Annotated in this window: 16 protein-coding genes, 1 tRNA gene and 1 pseudogene; 1 reads left to right on the top strand and 17 read right to left on the bottom strand. The window is 56.1% G+C overall.

Annotated features, from left to right (window positions below; all coding sequences use genetic code 11):
- The 15 genes from MUY35_RS17005 to MUY35_RS16935 form a co-directional block, all read right to left on the bottom strand.
- Window positions 1-94, bottom strand: a 94-nt coding sequence (locus MUY35_RS17005; RefSeq protein WP_002583150.1) for a GTP-binding protein, incomplete at its 3' end; no start/stop codon positions are given.
- Between the two features lie 56 nt (window positions 95-150).
- On the bottom strand, window positions 151-2,271 hold the full coding sequence (fusA, locus tag MUY35_RS17000; protein ID WP_248370379.1) for an elongation factor G: 2,121 nt from the start codon (window positions 2,269-2,271) through the stop codon (window positions 151-153).
- 21 nt (window positions 2,272-2,292) lie between these two features.
- Window positions 2,293-2,763, bottom strand: a complete 471-nt coding sequence (rpsG, locus tag MUY35_RS16995) for a 30S ribosomal protein S7 (protein ID WP_091428120.1) — start codon at window positions 2,761-2,763, stop codon at window positions 2,293-2,295.
- A 12-nt stretch (window positions 2,764-2,775) separates the two neighbouring features.
- Window positions 2,776-3,147, bottom strand: a complete 372-nt coding sequence (gene rpsL / locus MUY35_RS16990; RefSeq protein WP_248370378.1) for a 30S ribosomal protein S12 — start codon at window positions 3,145-3,147, stop codon at window positions 2,776-2,778.
- A 326-nt stretch (window positions 3,148-3,473) separates the two neighbouring features.
- On the bottom strand, window positions 3,474-4,361 hold the full coding sequence (locus tag MUY35_RS16985) for a DMT family transporter (RefSeq protein WP_248370377.1): 888 nt from the start codon (window positions 4,359-4,361) through the stop codon (window positions 3,474-3,476).
- A gap of 144 nt (window positions 4,362-4,505) precedes the next feature.
- Entirely contained in the window at window positions 4,506-8,762 is a 4,257-nt protein-coding gene (gene rpoC, locus MUY35_RS16980; RefSeq protein WP_248370376.1) for a DNA-directed RNA polymerase subunit beta', read from the bottom strand.
- Between the two features lie 5 nt (window positions 8,763-8,767).
- A complete protein-coding gene (locus MUY35_RS16975; RefSeq protein WP_248370375.1) occupies window positions 8,768-9,622 on the bottom strand; it encodes a sulfotransferase in 855 nt (284 codons plus the stop codon).
- Window positions 9,623-9,625: 3 nt separating this feature from the next.
- Complete coding sequence (gene rpoB / locus MUY35_RS16970) at window positions 9,626-13,762, bottom strand: DNA-directed RNA polymerase subunit beta (protein WP_248370374.1); 4,137 nt, start codon at window positions 13,760-13,762, stop codon at window positions 9,626-9,628.
- 251 nt (window positions 13,763-14,013) lie between these two features.
- Window positions 14,014-14,388 (bottom strand): 50S ribosomal protein L7/L12, encoded by a 375-nt coding sequence (gene rplL, locus MUY35_RS16965; RefSeq protein WP_248370373.1) that lies wholly within the window; start codon window positions 14,386-14,388, stop codon window positions 14,014-14,016.
- A gap of 66 nt (window positions 14,389-14,454) precedes the next feature.
- Window positions 14,455-14,967, bottom strand: a complete 513-nt coding sequence (gene rplJ, locus MUY35_RS16960; RefSeq protein WP_248370372.1) for a 50S ribosomal protein L10 — start codon at window positions 14,965-14,967, stop codon at window positions 14,455-14,457.
- Window positions 14,968-15,413: 446 nt separating this feature from the next.
- Entirely contained in the window at window positions 15,414-16,115 is a 702-nt protein-coding gene (gene rplA, locus MUY35_RS16955; RefSeq protein WP_248370371.1) for a 50S ribosomal protein L1, read from the bottom strand.
- Window position 16,116: 1 nt separating this feature from the next.
- Entirely contained in the window at window positions 16,117-16,542 is a 426-nt protein-coding gene (rplK, locus tag MUY35_RS16950) for a 50S ribosomal protein L11 (RefSeq protein ID WP_248370370.1), read from the bottom strand.
- Between the two features lie 119 nt (window positions 16,543-16,661).
- On the bottom strand, window positions 16,662-17,195 hold the full coding sequence (gene nusG / locus MUY35_RS16945; RefSeq protein ID WP_248370369.1) for a transcription termination/antitermination protein NusG: 534 nt from the start codon (window positions 17,193-17,195) through the stop codon (window positions 16,662-16,664).
- Window positions 17,196-17,349: 154 nt separating this feature from the next.
- Window positions 17,350-17,541 (bottom strand): preprotein translocase subunit SecE, encoded by a 192-nt coding sequence (gene secE / locus MUY35_RS16940; RefSeq protein WP_248370368.1) that lies wholly within the window; start codon window positions 17,539-17,541, stop codon window positions 17,350-17,352.
- 131 nt (window positions 17,542-17,672) lie between these two features.
- A tRNA-Trp gene (locus tag MUY35_RS16935) sits at window positions 17,673-17,748 on the bottom strand.
- 136 nt (window positions 17,749-17,884) lie between these two features.
- Here MUY35_RS16935 and MUY35_RS16930 point away from each other — a divergent pair.
- Window positions 17,885-18,721 (top strand): hypothetical protein, encoded by an 837-nt coding sequence (locus MUY35_RS16930; protein WP_248370367.1) that lies wholly within the window; start codon window positions 17,885-17,887, stop codon window positions 18,719-18,721.
- A gap of 61 nt (window positions 18,722-18,782) precedes the next feature.
- Here MUY35_RS16930 and MUY35_RS16925 read toward each other — a convergent pair whose 3' ends face one another.
- Together MUY35_RS16925 and tuf are read right to left on the bottom strand one after the other, a co-directional pair.
- A complete protein-coding gene (locus MUY35_RS16925) occupies window positions 18,783-19,349 on the bottom strand; it encodes a hypothetical protein (protein WP_248370366.1) in 567 nt (188 codons plus the stop codon).
- 163 nt (window positions 19,350-19,512) lie between these two features.
- Window positions 19,513-19,653: pseudogene (gene tuf / locus MUY35_RS16920) on the bottom strand (elongation factor Tu); the annotation flags it as partial.

Below are 19,653 nucleotides of genomic sequence, written 5' to 3'. Positions count from 1 at the left end.
TCGCCGCCGTCAGCGTCGTTTTGCCGTGGTCAACGTGGCCAATCGTGCCAATGTTGACGTGCGGTTTGGAGCGTTCAAACTTTTCCTTAGCCATGATGGCCTCCTATTAATCTAAGCGCCGGGCAAGGCCCCCCTGCCCGGCTTGTTCAATTAGGCAAATTTCGCCTGAATTTCGTCCGAGATGTTCTGCGGAACCGGATCGTAATGCGAGAACTGCATCGTGAACTGCGCACGGCCCGAAGACATGGAGCGCAGTGTGTTGATGTAGCCAAACATGTTCGCCAGCGGCACGTTTGCGTCAATTGCAATCGCGTTGCCGCGCGGCTCTTGACCTGAAACTTGACCGCGACGCGAGGTCAGATCACCAATGATGCCACCGGTGTATTCCTCGGGCGTGATCACTTCCACTTTCATAATCGGCTCAAGCAACTTGGCGCCAGCCAAACGCATGCCTTCGCGCATACCCATACGGCCTGCAATTTCGAAGGCCAGAACCGACGAGTCAACATCGTGGAATTTACCGTCGATCAAGGCAACCTTGAAGTCGATCACGGGGAAGCCAGCCAACGGGCCGCTGTCCATAACCGATTTGATACCTTTTTCGACGCCGGGGATGTATTCCTTCGGAACAGCACCACCAACGATGCGGCTTTCGAACGAGAACCCTTCGCCAGCTTCGGTCGGCGAGATGATCATCTTCACCTCGGCGTACTGACCCGAACCACCCGATTGTTTCTTGTGGGTGTAGGTATGCTCGACCTCTTTCGAAATCGTCTCACGATACGCAACCTGCGGGGCACCGATGTTGGCTTCCACTTTGAATTCACGCTTCAGGCGATCAACCAGGATGTCCAGGTGAAGTTCGCCCATGCCCTTCATGATGGTCTGACCACTTTCGATGTCAGTTTCCACGCGGAACGAGGGGTCTTCAGCAGCCAAACGGGCCAGACCTTGCGACATTTTCTCTTGGTCAGCCTTGGTTTTCGGCTCAACCGCGATCTCGATCACCGGATCCGGGAAGGTCATGGTTTCTAGAACCACTGGGTCGTTGACCGCGCAAAGCGTATCACCTGTGGTGGTGTCTTTCAGACCTGCCAGCGCGATGATATCGCCCGCGAACGCTTCCGAGATCTCTTCACGGTCGTTCGAGTGCATCATCATCATCCGACCAACACGCTCTTTCTTACCTTTGGTCGAGTTCAAAAGCGTGTCGCCTTTGTTCAGGACACCCGAATAGATGCGGGTAAAGGTCAGCGTGCCGACGAAAGGGTCGTTCATGATTTTGAACGCCAGACCCGAGAACGCCATATCATCATCCGCACGACGCGGAATGTTACGGGTTTCGGTTTCATCGCCGGGTTTGAAGCCCATGTAATCAACAACGTCCATCGGGCTGGGCAAATAGTCGATCACAGCGTTCAAAAGCGGCTGAACGCCTTTGTTTTTGAACGCGGAACCACCAAGAACAGGCACAAATGCCAGCTCCAGCGTGCCCTTGCGCAGCAGTGCGCGCAGGGTTTTCACGTCCGGCTCGGCGCCGTCCATGAGGTAGTTTTCCATCGCTTCGTCGTCCATTTCGACGGCAGCTTCGATCATTTTGGCACGCCATTCGTCGGCCATGTCTTTCAGGCTGTCGCGGATCGGAGCTTTGATCCACGATGCGCCAAGGTCTTCACCCTGCCACAGCCATTCTTCCATGGTCACCAAGTCCAGCAGGCCTTCCAGCTCGGTTTCTGCACCGATCGGAATACCGACGGGAACAGCACGCGCGCCGGTGCGGTCTTCGATCATGCGAACGCAGTTGAAGAAGTCTGCGCCGATCTTGTCCATCTTGTTGACAAACACCATACGCGGAACCTTGTAGCGGTCGGCCTGACGCCACACGGTTTCGGTCTGCGGCTCAACACCAGCATTGGCGTCAAGAACACAAACAGCGCCATCAAGCACGGCCAGCGAACGTTCAACTTCAATGGTGAAGTCAACGTGGCCGGGGGTGTCGATGATGTTCATGCGGTGTTTTTCGGAATCGGGCGTCACACCGTCTTCGGTGCGTTCCCAGAACGTGGTCGTCGCAGCCGAGGTGATCGTGATGCCGCGTTCCTGTTCCTGCTCCATCCAGTCCATGGTGGCCGCACCATCGTGCACCTCACCAAGGTTGTGGGATTTGCCGGTGTAAAACAGAATGCGTTCCGAACAGGTGGTTTTACCTGCATCGATGTGCGCCATGATGCCGAAGTTGCGATAACGGTCGAGAGGATAGTCGCGTGCCATGGTTTTCTTCCTTCCTTGGCTTTACCAGCGATAATGGCTGAACGCTTTGTTGGCGTCGGCCATTTTGTGGGTGTCTTCGCGTTTCTTAACGGCAGTACCGCGCGAGTTCACAGCATCCAGAAGTTCGCCAGCAAGACGCTCTTCCATGGTGTTCTCGTTGCGGTTACGGGCTGCAGTAATCAGCCAGCGGATTGCCAGCGCTTCACGGCGCTCGGGGCGCACTTCGACCGGAACCTGGTAGGTAGCACCACCAACCCGACGCGAACGAACTTCGACCGACGGTTTGATGTTGTCCAGCGCTTCGTGGAACACTTCCACAGGCGCACGCTTGATTTTGTCTTCAACGCGATCCAGCGCGTTATAGACGATTGTTTCTGCGACCGACTTCTTACCGTCGATCATCAGGTTGTTCATGAACTTGCTCAGCACACGATCGCCAAATTTGGCGTCGGGCAGTATTTCGCGCTTTTCAGCAGCGTGACGACGAGACATTCCGAGATCTCCTTACTTCGGACGCTTGGCGCCGTATTTCGAACGGCGTTGCTTACGATCTTTGACGCCCTGAGTATCCAGAACACCGCGAAGGATGTGGTAACGCACACCCGGAAGGTCTTTTACACGACCGCCACGGATCAGAACCACCGAGTGCTCCTGAAGGTTGTGGCTTTCGCCGCCGATGTAGCTGATGACCTCAAAACCATTGGTCAGGCGCACCTTGGCGACCTTACGCATGGCCGAGTTCGGCTTCTTCGGTGTGGTTGTATAAACGCGCGTGCAAACGCCACGTTTTTGCGGACAGGACTCCAGGTGCATCGACTTGGAGCGTTTTACTTTAGGCTGGCGCGGTTTGCGGATCAGCTGTTGGATCGTTGGCATAGGGCTCTTTTCCCGTTTCTCAACACATGTGTTTGCACGAGTGTCCCCGTGCGGTTTGCATTTCCCCGCCCCGCACGTCTGCAAAGCGAAAACCCGCGATCGTTTCCATTCCGAGGCAAACGACGCGGTTGGTTCACAGAGGATCAGCGCTTAAAAGTAGCTCTGACCTTGATCCCTCAATTCTGATAAGCCGGGCATGACCCGGTTGGATGGTCGGCGTATATGAGGAGTCGCCCCCCCTGTCAACAGTCTGACGCGATGTTGGCACGGCTGATGGCTGGTCGCCAAATGATCGTGGTCAAAAGCCTGCCGGACAAGATTGCGCCTCAGTCCTCAAACTTCAGCCGCCGGGCCAACTGTCGTTCACGCAAAAGGGTAAACAAGCCCGTGGCGACGACTATGCTGGCACCCGCCAGTGTCAAAGCACCGGGCCATTCGTTGAAAAGGACCAGCCCGATAATCAGGGCCCAAATCAGGCCCGTATATCGGAAGGGCGCAACAAAGCCGATGTCGCCAACCCGCATCACCATCACCGCAAAAAGATAGCCGATGAAGATAAACACGGCAGACAGGAACAAGACCAATCCGTTCCACGCATTCACCGGTGCCCACTCGACCCCAAAGGACGCGACCCCAAAGGACACCGTTATGACAATAGCGGTCACCAAGGCCACGGTCATCGACGGGGTTTCCGGCGCCATTTTCCGCACAACGAGATCGCGAAAGGTGATGAAGCCGACAGCGACAAGTGCATAGATCGACCATGCGGTGAACCCATCACCGCCCGGCTGGACGATCATGATAACGCCGACGAAACCAACCAGAATGGCAACAAGGCGACGCCAACCCAGCGGCTCTTTCAAAAACACCCATGCCGCTAGGGCGATGGTCAACGGCAACGCCTGCAAGACCGCTGTGACATTCGCAATCGGCATATTGAACAGCGCGCTCAGGAAACAGTAGGTGGCTCCAGCTTCTGCCACTGACCGCCAAAGCATTAATTTCCATTCGCGGCGGTTCAGTTTGAAGGTCAGCGATCGAAGCGCCAACCCCAAGGCATACAGCATCACACAGGTCAGAACACCGCGCAGGAAAACCGCCTGTGACAAGGGCAGATCACCGGCGAGGGCCTTCATGCAGGCGTCATTCAACGTGTATCCAGCCATCGAGCCGGACATCAACGCCGCACCTTTCATATTGTCCGAAACTGACATCGTGTCTTCCAATTGGGGTCTGTGGATGGTGACCGCCTTAATGGATCAACGGTTTGGTCTGAACCTTAGTCAACGACCAGCGGTCCTTGCAAACGAAAAGCCCCGCCACATGGGCGGGGCTTTCCAAACTCATTTCAAAGACGATCAGGGTTGTTCTGATCCGCCAAATTCCGGCGTCTCAACCAACCCGCTGTCATCATTGGACCCATTGCCAAACACGTCGTCAGCAGGTGCGGCCAGCGCAGCTGCTTTTTCAGCTTCGGCGCGGGCTTCTTCGATCACCTTCATGTCGCGGGCTTGTGCGATCTCGCGCACACGCTGCGTGGCCCCACCGGTCCCAGCCGGGATCAGGCGACCAACGATGACGTTTTCCTTAAGGCCAACCAGCTTGTCGCGCTTACCTTGGACAGATGCCTCGGTCAGAACGCGGGTTGTCTCTTGGAACGACGCCGCCGAGATGAACGAACGTGTCTGCAACGAAGCCTTGGTGATCCCCAACAGGATCGGTTCGCCCGCTGCCAGGCGACGACCTTCGGCCGCTGCCTTTTCGTTGGCTGCATCGAATTCGGCCTTGTCCACATGTTCGCCCTTCAGAAGCGTGGTTTCGCCCGAGTCCAAGATCTCCCATTTCTGCAGCATCTGGCGAACGATCACCTCGATGTGCTTGTCGTTGATCTTAACACCTTGCAGGCGATAAACGTCCTGAACTTCGTCGATCATGTAGTCAGCCAGCGCTTCGACCCCCATGATAGACAGGATGTCATGCGGCGCGGGGTTGCCGTCCATGAGGTATTCGCCCTTCTGGATGAAGTCACCTTCCGCAACCGGAATGTGCTTGCCCTTGGGCACCATATATTCGACGGGCTCCATGCTTTCATCAGCCGGCTCGATCGAGATGCGACGCTTGTTCTTGTAGTCGCGGCCAAAGCGCACGTAACCATCGATTTCGGCGATGATTGCGTGATCTTTCGGACGACGTGCTTCGAACAATTCGGCCACACGCGGCAGACCACCGGTGATGTCCTTGGTCTTGGCACCTTCACGCGGGATACGCGCGACAACGTCACCAGCTTTCACCTTCGAGCCGTCTTCGATCGACAGGATCGCATCGACGGACAAAGTATAGGTCACCGGGTTGCCTGCGTCATTGCGCACGGGCTCGCCATCTTCGTCAACCAAGATCACTTCGGGCTTCAGCTCGTTACCTTTCGGCGCCGAACGCCAGTCCGAGACGATCTTCTGCGTCATACCAGTTGCGTCATCGGTTTCGTCACGCACTGAGATACCGCTGATCAGATCGACGAATTTAACCATCCCGTCTTTCTCTGCGATCATCGGCAGAGTGTAGGGATCCCATTCATACAGCTTGTCGCCACGGCCCACTTTTGCGCCGTCCTTGACGTGCAACTTGGTGCCATAACCCAGCTTGAACGCAGCGCGCTCTGCGCCGTTTTCGTCGATGATCGCAAGAACCATATTCCGGCCCATGACAACGATCTCGCCGTCACGGTTTTCCAGAATGTTGGCGTTCCGATATTCGATCTTGCCGTCTTGGTTGGCTTCTTGGAACGACTGTTGACCACCCTGCGCAACACCGCCGATGTGGAACGTCCGCATCGTCAACTGTGTACCGGGCTCACCAATCGACTGCGCCGCGATGATACCGACCGCTTCGCCTGTGTTCACACGCGTACCGCGTGCAAGGTCACGGCCGTAACAATTGGCGCAAACGCCTTCTTCGGCTTCACAGGTCAGCGGGCTGCGCATGCGCACAGTCGCCACGCCCGAGGCCTCGATCTCATCCGCTTTGCGTTCGTCGATCAGCTCGTTCTTGGCAACGATGATTTCGTCCGTGCCCGGAACCAGAACATCCTCGGCGACAACACGACCCAAAAGACGTTCGCCCAAGGTCGCGACGACTTCACCGTCGTTCACAGCCGCTTCGGCAGTGATCGATTTCTCGGTCCCGCAATCGACCATGCGGACGATGCAGTCTTGCGCCACGTCCACCAGACGACGGGTCAGATAACCCGAGTTCGCGGTTTTCAAAGCCGTATCCGACAGACCCTTACGGGCACCGTGGGTCGAGTTGAAGTACTCAAGCACGGTCAGACCTTCTTTAAAGTTCGAGATGATCGGCGTTTCGATAATCTCGCCCGAAGGTTTGGCCATCAGCCCACGCATACCGCCCAGCTGTTTCATCTGGGTGACAGAACCACGCGCGCCGGAGTGCGCCATCATGTAAACCGAGTTCGGTTCCGCTTCAGCGCCGTTTTCGTCCAGCTTGGCGGACGAGATGGCGTCCATCATGGCGTCGGTGACCTTGTCGTTACATTTCGACCAGGCATCGACCACCTTGTTGTACTTCTCGCCCAGCGTGATCAGGCCGTCCATATACTGCTGTTCGAACCCTTTCACCTGATCGCGGGTTTCATCCACGATCGGCCATTTGCTGTCCGGAATAACCATGTCGTCCTTGCCGAACGAAATGCCTGCTTTGAACGCTTCTTTGAAGCCGACGGACATGATCTGGTCACAGAAGATAACCGATTCTTTCTGACCGCAATAACGATAGACGGTGTCGATGACCTGCTGCACTTCTTTCTTGCGCAGAAGGCGGTTCACCAGTTCGAACGGAGCCTTCGCGTTCAGCGGCAGAAGCGCGCCAAGACGGATACGGCCAGGAGTGGTTTCGAAGCGAACAGTCACTTCGTTGCCTTCCTCGTCGATCTGCTTCATGCGGGCCTGAACCTTGGCGTGCAGGTGAACTTCACCAGCGTCCAAAGCGTGCTGAACTTCGTCCACGTCGGAGAAGATCATGCCCTCGCCCTTCATGCCTTCACGCTCCATCGTGATGTAGTAAAGGCCAAGGATCATATCCTGCGACGGAACAATGATCGGCGCGCCGTTGGCGGGCGACAGAACGTTGTTCGTCGACATCATCAACACGCGAGCTTCCAACTGAGCTTCCAGCGACAGCGGCACGTGAACGGCCATCTGGTCACCATCAAAGTCAGCGTTGAACGCCGAACAGACCAGCGGGTGAAGCTGGATGGCTTTACCTTCGATCAGGATCGGTTCGAACGCCTGAATGCCAAGACGGTGCAACGTGGGTGCACGGTTCAGCATAACGGGGTGTTCGCGGATAACCTCGTCCAGAATATCCCAAACCTCGGGACGTTCTTTTTCGACCAGCTTTTTGGCTTGCTTCACAGTGGAAGACAGGCCTTTGGCTTCAAGGCGCGAATAGATGAACGGCTTGAACAGCTCAAGCGCCATCTTCTTCGGCAGACCACATTGGTGCAGCTTCAGCTCAGGTCCGGTCACAATAACCGAGCGACCCGAGAAGTCGACGCGTTTCCCCAAAAGGTTCTGACGGAAGCGACCTTGCTTACCCTTCAGCATGTCAGACAGCGACTTCAGCGGGCGCTTGTTAGCACCTGTAATCACGCGGCCACGACGGCCATTGTCAAACAGCGCATCAACCGATTCCTGCAACATCCGCTTTTCGTTGCGGACGATGATGTCGGGCGCGCGCAGTTCGATCAGACGCTTCAGACGGTTGTTGCGGTTGATCACGCGGCGATACAGATCGTTCAGATCCGAGGTCGCGAAACGGCCACCATCCAGCGGCACCAACGGGCGCAACTCGGGCGGGATAACCGGGATGACGGTCAGGATCATCCATTCCGGGCGGTTGCCCGATTCAATGAAGGATTCAACGATCTTCAAGCGCTTGATGATCTTCTTGGGCTTCAATTCACCCGTGGCAACGGCCAGATCAGCACGCAGCTGTTCGGCTTCCGCTTCAAGGTCGATCGCGGCCAGCATTTCACGGATGGCTTCCGCACCGATATTGGCTGTGAAGGCGTCCATGCCGAACGTATCCTGGGCGTCCATGAATTCTTCTTCGGTCATCAACTGACCATAGGTAAGGTCCGTCAGGCCGGGTTCGATCACCACGTAGTTCTCGAAATACAGAATGCGTTCCAGATCGCGAAGCGTCATGTCCAGCATCAGGCCGATGCGCGACGGCAACGACTTCAGGAACCAGATATGCGCGACCGGTGCCGCCAGCTCGATATGGCCCATACGCTCGCGGCGTACTTTCTGAAGGGTAACTTCAACGCCACATTTCTCGCAGACCACGCCGCGATACTTCATGCGCTTATACTTGCCGCACAGGCATTCGTAATCTTTGACCGGGCCAAAGATACGGGCACAGAACAGACCGTCGCGTTCGGGCTTGAACGTCCGGTAGTTGATGGTCTCAGGCTTTTTGATCTCGCCATACGACCACGAAAGAATCCGCTCCGGGCTGGCCAGAGAAACCTTGATCTCGTCAAAGGTCTTGGGGGCCGCCAAAGGGTTGAACGGATTTGTTGTCAGTTCCTGGTTCATTCGCCCTAGTTCCTTATATTTCCGACATTCCCGGCATGAGATTGCCCCATCTGGGACACACGCCGGTAAGCGTCAAAATCTGCATTCATCGAAACTTCCCGTGCCACCGCATTCGCACCGCGTTTGTCGGAAGCGCGTGATGCCCGGAAAATATCGTCACAATCAGTTAATGTTGCAGGGTCCACGTCTAGGAACTCCCACAATTGTTCTTCCCCGACCCGGTCGAAAAAGAACTCTTCATAATTCAGCACAAGACACCGCTCTCCGCTGGCCGCAAATTCTTCTATGCACGACATGGCACTGTTGAATTCTTTAACAGCCGCTTCATAGCTTCGATCTGCCGCCCAGATGTCTTTAGAATTTTGAGCGCGCACGACAAAACTGTTGGCGATGCCATACGGTTCTCGAACGATGAAGATGACCCGTGCATTTGGAAAACCGTTCAGCTGTTCAAGCCGCTCGACCAGATTGGGGATCTTGTCGCCAATCAAACGCGCCGCATGGATCTTGTGCAATACGGGTTCGCGAAGCGCATCCCCAGCCCACCCATTGTGATGGGTGTCGCCTGTGCGAAACTCGCAAAAGCGCTCTGCCTGATACAGCTCCGGCGTCAATCCATTTTCCTTGGACAGCTTGGAGAAACGCTCGTAGCCAACAGCAACGTCAGGGTGCTTGTTTACCAACGTCGTCAACGCAGTGGTCCCACTGCGTGAACAGCCCGTGATAAACAGATACTGACGGTCACCATCGAACGCAGGGCGTTCAAGATCAGCAGTATCCACAGCAGCACGGGAAGGCTTGCGCGATGCAAGCCTTCCTTTCGCCAACTGTTTTACGCGCTGAATGGCAGTCTCCATCATGGCTTACTCTTCGCCCTCTGCATCCAAGAGTTCCATGTTAAGGCCGAGGCCGCGGACTTCTTTGACAAGAACGTTGAAGCTTTCTGGCACGCCGGCTTCAAAGTTGTCCTCGCCTTTGACGATGCTTTCATAGACTTTCGTCCGTCCGGCAACGTCGTCCGATTTGACCGTGAGCATCTCTTGCAGCGTGTAGGCAGCGCCATACGCTTCAAGGGCCCAGACCTCCATCTCACCGAAGCGCTGTCCACCGAACTGCGCCTTACCACCCAGCGGCTGCTGCGTAACAAGCGAGTAGGGACCGGTTGAGCGCGCGTGGATTTTGTCGTCCACAAGGTGGTGCAGTTTCAGCAGGTATTTCACACCCACCGTCACTTCGCGCGAGAACTGCTCGCCGGTGCGACCGTCAAACAGAACCGATTGGCCCGAGGTGTCGAACCCGGCACGCGTCAGCGCATCGTTCACGTCAGCCTCTTTCGCACCATCAAAGACGGGCGTTGCAATAGGCACACCACGGGTCACATTGCCTGCGGCATCGACCAGCGTGTCTTCGTCCATGCCAGCAATGCCCTCTTCGTAGACATCGTCGCCATAAGCGATGCGCATGGCTTCGCGAACCGGGGTCAGATCGCCGGAGCGACGGTATTCACCCAAGGCTTCGTCGATGTTCAAACCCAGACCGCGCGCGGCCCAACCCATATGGGTTTCAAGGATCTGACCGACGTTCATACGCGACGGCACACCCAGCGGGTTCAGACAGAAGTCGACGGGCGTCCCATCAGCAAGGAACGGCATGTCTTCCATCGGTACAACCTTGGAAATAACACCTTTGTTCCCGTGACGACCGGCCATCTTGTCGCCCGGCTGAAGCTTACGCTTCACGGCAACGAAGACTTTGACCATCTTCATCACACCCGGCGGCAGATCATCACCACGACGGACTTTTTCGACCTTATCTTCAAAACGCGCATCCAAAGCACGTTTCTGCGCTTCGAATTGTTCGTTCAGGGCTTCGACGATCTTGGCATCATCTTCGTCTTCCAGTGCAAGCTGCCACCACTGGCCGCGGCTCAGGCTTTCCAGAAGCTCGTCGTTGATTTTCGATCCCGATTTGACGCCTTTCGGCCCCTTCACGGCAACCTTGCCTTCGATCATGCTGCGCAGGCGCGCATAGATGTTGCGCTCCAGAATGTGCAGCTCGTCGTCGCGGTCACGGGCAAGGCTTTCGACCTCTTCCCGTTCGATCTGCAGGGCACGTTCGTCTTTTTCGACGCCGTGGCGGTTAAAGACGCGCACTTCGACAACAGTGCCGAAGTCACCCGGCTTCACACGAAGCGAGGTGTCGCGAACGTCCGATGCTTTCTCACCGAAGATGGCACGCAGAAGCTTTTCTTCCGGCGTCATCGGGCTTTCGCCTTTGGGTGTGATCTTACCGACCAGAATATCGCCCGGCTCAACATCCGCACCGATGTAAACGATGCCAGCCTCGTCGAGGTTGCGCAGCGCTTCTTCACCGACGTTCGGAATGTCGCGAGTGATCTCTTCCGGCCCAAGTTTCGTGTCACGTGCAGCGACTTCGAATTCCTCGATATGGACCGAGGTAAACACGTCGTCACGCGCGATACGTTCCGAGATCAGGATCGAGTCTTCGTAGTTGTAGCCATTCCAAGGCATAAACGCGACGACCACGTTTTTACCCAGAGCCAGTTCACCCATATCCGTGGACGGACCATCGGCAATGACTTCGTCTTTCGAAACCTGCTGACCCACCTTCACCAGCGGACGCTGGTTGATGCAGGTGTTCTGGTTCGACCGCTGGAACTTGCGCAGACGATAGATATCGACGCCCGCGTCACCCAGACCAAGGTCTTCGGTGGCGCGCACAACGATACGCGTTGCGTCAACCTGGTCGATGACACCGCCGCGCTTGGCCTGAATGGCAGCACCTGAGTCGATGGCAACCTTGCCTTCGATACCGGTGCCGACATACGGTGCCTCGGCCCGCAGAAGCGGAACGGCCTGACGTTGCATGTTCGACCCCATCAGGGCGCGGTTGGCGTCGTCGTTTTCCAGGAACGGAATAAGCGAAGCCGCAACCGATACCAGCTGCTTGGGCGACACGTCGATCAGGTCAACGCTTTCGCGCTGCGCCATGGTGTATTCGCCCGACTGACGGGTGTTCACCAGATCATTTTCAAAACGGCCGTTCTCGTCCAGATGCGCGTTGGCCTGAGCCACAGTGTGACGCATCTCCTCGGTGGCGGACATATAGTTCACTTCGTCCGTGACCTTGCCGTCCACAACCTTACGATAAGGCGTTTCGATGAAGCCGTATTTGTTCACGCGGGCGAACGTTGCCAGCGAGTTGATCAGACCAATGTTCGGCCCTTCCGGCGTTTCAATCGGACACATCCGACCATAGTGGGTCGGGTGCACGTCGCGCACCTCGAAGCCAGCACGTTCGCGGGTCAGACCACCTGGCCCAAGCGCCGACAGGCGGCGTTTGTGGGTGACTTCCGACAGCGGGTTGGTTTGGTCCATGAACTGCGACAGCTGCGACGAGCCGAAGAATTCACGCACAGCCGCAGCAGCTGGTTTCGCGTTGATCAGGTCTTGCGGCATGACGGTGTCGATCTCGACCGACGACATGCGTTCCTTGATCGCGCGTTCCATACGCAGCAGGCCAACACGATACTGGTTTTCCATCAGCTCACCGACCGAGCGCACACGACGGTTGCCCAAGTGGTCGATATCGTCGATGTCGCCCTTGCCGTCACGCAGCTCAACCAGCGCCTTGATGCAGGCGACGATGTCTTCGCGACGCAGAGTGCGTTGCGTGTCTTCGGCGTCCAAGTTCAGACGCATGTTCATTTTTACACGACCAACAGCCGACAGGTCATAGCGTTCACTGTCGAAGAACAGCGTGTCGAACAATGCCGACGCGGCATCTACGGTGGGCGGCTCGCCCGGACGCATCACGCGGTAGATGTCCATCAGCGCGGTGTCGCGACCGACGTTCTTGTCAGCTGCCACAGTGTTGCGGATGTAGGGGCCAACATTGACGTTGTCGATGTCCAGAACCGGAATGTCGGTCACGCCCGCATCCATCAGCTCTTTCAGCGAACCACCAATCAGTTCACCGTCTTTGTCGTGCTCCAGCGTCAGTTCGTCACCAGCTTCGACATAGATCGCGCCGGTTTCTTCGTTGATCATGTCCTTGGCGACATACCGACCAACGATTGCGTCAAACGGCACCAGCAGGTCGATGGTCTTGCCATCTTCCATCAGCTTTTTGACGGCGCGCGGCGTAATTTTCTTACCTGCTTCGGCAATCACTTCGCCAGTCTTGGCGTTTACCAGATCCTGCGTCGGACGGGTGCCTGCAACACGCTCGGGGAAGAACTTGGTAACCCAACCCTTGTTCTTCTTCAGCTTGTACTGAACGGTGTCGTAATAGGCATCCATGATGCTTTCCTGATCCAGACCCAGCGCATAAAGCAGGGTCGTCACAGGCAATTTGCGGCGGCGGTCGATACGCGCAAAGACAAGGTCCTTGGCGTCGAACTCGAAGTCCAACCACGAGCCACGATAGGGAATGATGCGGCAAGCGAACAGAAGCTTGCCAGACGAATGCGTCTTGCCCTTGTCGTGATCAAAGAACACGCCGGGCGAACGGTGCATTTGGGACACGATCACACGTTCGGTGCCGTTCACGACAAAGGTGCCGTTCGGCGTCATCAGAGGCATATCGCCCATGAACACGTCTTGTTCTTTGATGTCTTTGACGGATTTCGCGCCAGTATCTTCATCAATATCAAACACGATCAGGCGAAGCGTTACTTTCAGCGGCGCCGAATAGGTCAGGTCGCGCTGTTGGCATTCTTCGACGTCAAACTTCGGCTGTTCCAGCTCGTATTTGACGAATTCAAGAATGGCTGTTTCGTTAAAATCCTTGATCGGGAAAACCGATTGGAAAACGGCATTGATGCCCTCACCATCCATAGGTTCGAGCTGATCGCCCGAATTCAGGAAAAGATCATAGGAACTTTTCTGAACCTCAATCAGGTTCGGCATCTCAAGCACTTCACGGATTTTACCGTAGTACTTACGCAAGCGTTTCTGGCCAAGATAGGACTGCGCCATAAGGTAATTACCTTTCATTTCTCAACTGATGCGCCAACCGTTGGGTCACCGGCGACGCCTCGTCCGAGAGAGGGGGTTCGGACCAATTCCCGGAAGCCGTCCCAAAGGCTTCCTCCCGATCCAGTGAACCTTTCCCAGGAAAACGTCCGCGTCGCAGCGCAGGCCCTCTCCAAGACAGGTTCGGCTGGACCCGGATTTCTCCGGACCCAGCCATAATGTGCGGGTCTTCAAGCGACCCGAAAGCGAAAGGCTTAGGCCAGCTCGACTTCGGCGCCAGCTGCTTCCAGCTTGGCTTTGACGTCTTCTGCTTCGGCTTTGTCCACGCCTTCTTTGATCTTGCCGCCAGCTTCGACCAGCTCTTTGGCTTCTTTCAGGCCAAGACCGGTGAGACCGCGAACTTCTTTGATCACGTTGATTTTCGAGGCGCCAGCGTTCTTAAGAACGACGTCGAACTCGGTTTTTTCTTCAGCAGCTGCACCAGCGTCGCCGGCAGGGCCAGCCATCATCACTGCGCCGCCAGCTGCGGGCTCGATGCCATACTCGTCTTTGAGGATGGTTTTCAGTTCTTGTGCTTCGAGAAGGGTCAGACCCACGATGCTCTCAGCAAGTTTTTTCAGATCAGCCATTTGACTTCTTTCCGTTTTATATGTGTTCCAACGTGCGCGGTTTTCGCCACGCAGGGCTCAGATTGCTTAAGCAGCCTTGTCCTCGATTGTGGACAAGATGGATGCGATGTTCGAAGCAGGTGCGCCAATGGCCCCGGCGATGTTCGCAGCAGGTGCGCCAATGCAGCCAACGATCGAAGCAATAAGCTCGTCACGTGACGGCATAGCGGCAACAGCTTTGACACCGGCCGTATCCAGCGCCGTTTCACCCATAGCACCACCAAGGATCACGAGCTTGTCGTTATCTTTGGCATAGCCTTCCATGACCTTGGCCGCAGCCACAGGATCTTCGGAATAGGCGAGAACGGTCATGCCTGTCAGAAGGTCGGCGATTGAAGCGGCCGGCTTATCTTCCAAGGCGATTTTGGCGAGCTTGTTCTTGGCAACACGCACCGACCCGCCAGCTTCGCGCATTTGCGAACGCAGGTCCTGCATCTCGGCAACCGTGAGTCCCGCGTAGTGGGCAACCACTACAACGCCAGAGCTTTCAAAGATCTGGCCGAGTTCCTCGACCACTTTCTCTTTCTGGGCTCTATCCACAGTTTTACTCCAAGTATGGAGGGTCAGACCCTCCGGCTCTTATTTCACCAGATTTTCAGAGAAAACCCGGCAATCGGGTCCGTTATACGGGTCCTTCGCAAAATCGCCTCAGGGCCGAACGGCCGCGAGAATTCTTTTGTTCATTTCCCATCTCAGGCAGGAATTATGACCCTTGCGCGCGGTCGCTTTTCAGCTTGGCCCACCAGCGTCACCCACCGTCTCGGACGAAATGCAAAACAGCGCACGACGAATCGCACGCTGGGCTGCAAAGGGTATGTAGGATGTTTGGAAAGGTTTTCCAACCCCTAAATGGGCGCGCGCTCTAACACGTCGCCCTTCAGATCATCAAAGACTAGCACGAAATACGCCACAGCGCAAAACGGGAAAAACAAACAACAAAGGGCGCCGCATTGGACGCCCTTTGAACTGTTCTGTGAACAAGAGGGTCAGGCGTTGCCTGTCGCGTTGTCCACCGAGATGGTGATGCCCGGACCCATGGTCGAGCTTAGCGCGATTTTCTTCATGTAAGTGCCTTTGGCTCCAGCAGGTTTGGCCTTCTGCACGGCCTCGATGAAGGCACGCACGTTTTCGACCAGCTTGGCTTCGTCAAACGACGCCTTGCCCAGACCAGCGTGAACCACGCCACCTTTTTCAGCTTTGAACTGAACTTCACCGCCTTTGGCAGCTTCCACGGCTTCTTTTACGTCCATGGTCACGGTGCCAACTTTGGGGTTCGGCATCAGGTTGCGCGGGCCAAGAACTTTGCCCAGGCGGCCAACGATCGGCATCATGTCAGGTGTGGCAATGCAACGATCAAACTCGATAGTGCCGCCTTGCACGGTTTCCATCAGGTCTTCTGCGCCAACAATGTCAGCACCGGCTGCCTGAGCTTCTTCCGCCTTCGGACCGCGAGCAAAAACAGCAACGCGCATGGTTTTGCCAGTGCCGTTAGGCAGGCCGATCACGCCGCGAACCATCTGGTCTGCATGACGTGTATCAACACCCAGCGACATTGCAATTTCGATGGTTTCGTCGAATTTTGCCTTCGCGTTGCCCTTTACCAAAGCAACAGCCTCTTCGACCGAAAGGTTGTCTTTGCCGGCGAATGCTTCGCGCGCGGCTGTGGTACGTTTACCCAGTTTCGCCATCTTACTTCACCTCAATGCCCATAGACCGGGCAGAGCCCAGAACGATCAACATCGCAGCTTCGATATCGGTCGCGTTCAGATCTTTCATTTTCGCTTCGGCGATTTCTTTCACCTGCGCAGCGGTCACAGTCCCAACGGTTTCGTGGCCGGGCTTGTTAGCACCCGACTTCAGGCCTGCTGCTTTGATCAGGAAGTAAGACGCGGGGGGCGTCTTGATGTCCATGGTGAAGGACTTGTCCTGATAATAGGTGATCACGGTCGGGCACGGCGCACCGGCTTCCAATTCCTGCGTCTTGGCGTTGAACGCCTTGCAGAATTCCATGATGTTGATGCCGCGTTGACCCAATGCGGGGCCCACGGGCGGGCTGGGGTTGGCTTGACCTGCAGGAACCTGCAGCTTCATCGTGCCAGCTACTTTTTTAGCCATTTGGCTTCTCCTTTAACAACGGCTCGGGGACGCGTCCCTTCGCCTTCCATTGTCGTGGTCTGGATTGGGGATCGCGATCCCTGCCCCTCCCACGCCCGCCCGGCTGGGCGACTTACGCGTCAGGCCTGTTTGGTGACCTGCGTGTATTCCAGTTCGACCGGTGTTGCCCGGCCGAAGATCGACACCGTCACCTTCAGGCGCTGGTTGTCGTCATCTACATCCTCGACCATCCCGTCGAAGCCTTCAAACGGCCCGTCGGTGACTGCAACCTTCTCGCCCACTTCGAAGTGGATCAGGGTGCGCGGCGCATCAACACCTTCTTCAACACGGTTGAGGATCGCATTTACTTCCGCGTCACGCATCGGCATCGGGCGACCTTGCGGGCCCAGAAAGCCAGTAACGCGGTTGATCGACGTGATCAGGTGATAGCCTTCGTCCGACATTTCCATATGCACTAGCACATAGCCGGGCATGAAGCGGCGCTCGGCAGTCACTTTCTTACCCCGACGAACCTCGATCACCTCTTCGGTGGGGACCAGAACCTCGTCGATTTCCTCGCCCAGGCCTTTTTCTTCAACCGAGGTCTTGATCTGCTCGGCAATCTTCTTTTCGAAGTTCGAGAGCACGCTCACCGAATACCACCGTTTCGCCATATCAGCCTCTGCCTTCTTGCGCCCTGTGGGCCAGTTCAAATTCCGTTTTCGGGAACAAAAAAGCGGCGTGCAACTCGAATCGCCACACGCCCGTCCCGAAGTGTCGCCCGGACTACCCCCGAAATGACCTCATTTCAAGGGGGCAGGCGAAAACTCAGCCAAACAGACCAAGCACAGCGGACAGACCACTGCGGATGCCCAGATCAACAAGCGAGAAGAACAGTGCCGTCAGCGCGGCCAGCACAAAGACCATCCCTGTGGTCAGAAGCACCTCGCGGCGGGTCGGCCATGTCACCTTCGACACTTCGGCGCGCACCTGCTGGATGAATTGCAGCGGATTGGTCATCTTATTTCTCAGCCTCTCATGGGTCAGGCGGTCAATTACGCAATGCGCGCGGGGTTTTCAAGCCTCGTTGGCCCAACGCGGCGACATTTGCGCTGAAAAGGTGCGGTCGTGGTCAGCGATAGGATGGATGGTGGCAGGGGCACACAGACTCGAACTGTGGACCTACGGTTTTGGAGACCGTCGCTCTACCAACTGAGCTATACCCCTAGGACCGAGGGTCGGGTTACGGCAAGCCGGGGCGTTTTTCAAGCGCTTTCCGTGGCTTTCGGCGAAGAATCCGTCCAGCATCGGAAAGTTCGGCTTTTTGTGCCTCCCGCGATGCGCTAAGCACGCAGTCAGGATGATGAGAGACACCAGCGAGTTTAGCGACGCCCCTTGGCGCACAATCGGCTGGGACCGATTGCAACAGGCCCGCAGCGTGCCCACGATGTTGGCCGGGGCCGAACAGAAGCTGTATTATTGGCTGACCTCGAACTGGACCCAGGACATCGGCGCGGTCGTTGATCTGGGGTGTTTCGTTGGAGGGTCCACAGCGCGACTGGCGGAGGGGCATCTGGCTGCAGGCAAACGCAACTGGATTCACGCTTATGACCGTTTCAAAGCCGACGAACGCACCAAGAAAACCGAGCTTTATCGAAAGGGCATCGCCGCGTTCAAGGGCACAGACACCTATTGGCTGGCCCGTGAGTTTTTAGAGCCGTGGGACGACTGTATCACCCTGCACCGCGGCGATATCATGAGCAAAAGTTGGGATGGCGATCCAATCGAGCTTTTGATCATGGACGCTGCCAAATCGGCCGACACCACGGACGGTATTGCCGAAAGGTTCTTTCCCCATCTGATCCCGGGGCAGTCACTGGTCGTGCAGCAGGACTACTTCTATTGGCGCTTGCCGTGGATTCCCGTGCAAATGCACCGAATGTCGGACTGGTTCAAACCCGTGGCCTTCTGCCCCGATGATACGGTGATCTTCCTGAACACACGCCAGATCGACGATGAAGCGCTGGCGACCGGGCGGGTCGGCGCGTTGGATGACAGCGCATTGCTGGAGAATCTGACCGAGGTGCTGCCCCTCGCGCGGTCCTGGCGGCGAAGAAGAAGGATTCACCGAATGATGCGCGCGGTCGAGGGGAATCCGGGTGTGCGGACAGGTCACAGGATGAAGGATCCGGACTTGTAGAACTGGCACCAAATGACACCGCTTGGGCTTTCGAATTTCACCGAGCGAACAGTAGCAGTTATCAAGATACAAGAAAGTCCGGCTTGCGAACTTCGGGAAAGTCCGCCATCCAATCGCGATACCGATCGTTCGTTACAACTATGGCTCCGATATTTGTTGCAGCGGCAAGGATAACTGGATCAGCGGGCCGCCCTTTTTCAACAACCACCACCGCATTTTCAGGAAGTAACAACCGTGCCGCCATGGCGGCATCGTCCAAATACCGTCCTTCCAACAAATACCCTGCATTAGCATCGAACATAACGCCCGGCGTGAAGCCGAGCCATTTTAGTTTGCTGATCACGTCATGCAATGGATCAAAACTGGGTTCGCCTTCTTTCCAATGCATGACATTTGAACCATCAATAACAGCGGGTTTATCAGGCTGCTGTTTCGCAGGTTTGCTTAGAGATTTTGGCTTTCTCGATTTCTGTTTTGGATCGAGTTTCTGGAAAAACCGAACCAACAAAAGCAAACTGGCTAAAGCGCAAGGTAAAGTGATCACAATTATGTCCGACCAAGCTGGCTGCAGTAACGCAAAAATTGTCAGCAAGGTTGACAGAAACATGATAAAAACCAGAAACGGCATCGAACACAAACCCTGTTTAGTGTACTTGATTGGGCTACACTATAGACTGAAATCCGGCTGGCAGTTAGTCAGGAAACAAAAAAGGGCGTCCCTCAGGGCGCCCTTTTCCGTTGTATCAGGCTCTCGGCAGATTTGGCGTGACCGCCAATTCGCCTTTCGCCAATTACGCAATAATCTTCGAGACAACGCCGGAGCCAACGGTGCGGCCACCTTCGCGGATGGCGAAGCGCAGGCCGTCTTCCATCGCGATCGGCGCGATCAGTTCAACCGCGAACTTCAGGTTGTCGCCCGGCATCACCATCTC

The organism is Aliiroseovarius sp. S1339 (assembly GCF_023195695.1).
Taxonomy (GTDB): domain Bacteria; phylum Pseudomonadota; class Alphaproteobacteria; order Rhodobacterales; family Rhodobacteraceae; genus Aliiroseovarius.
This window is presented reverse-complemented; position numbering and strand designations above follow the sequence as displayed.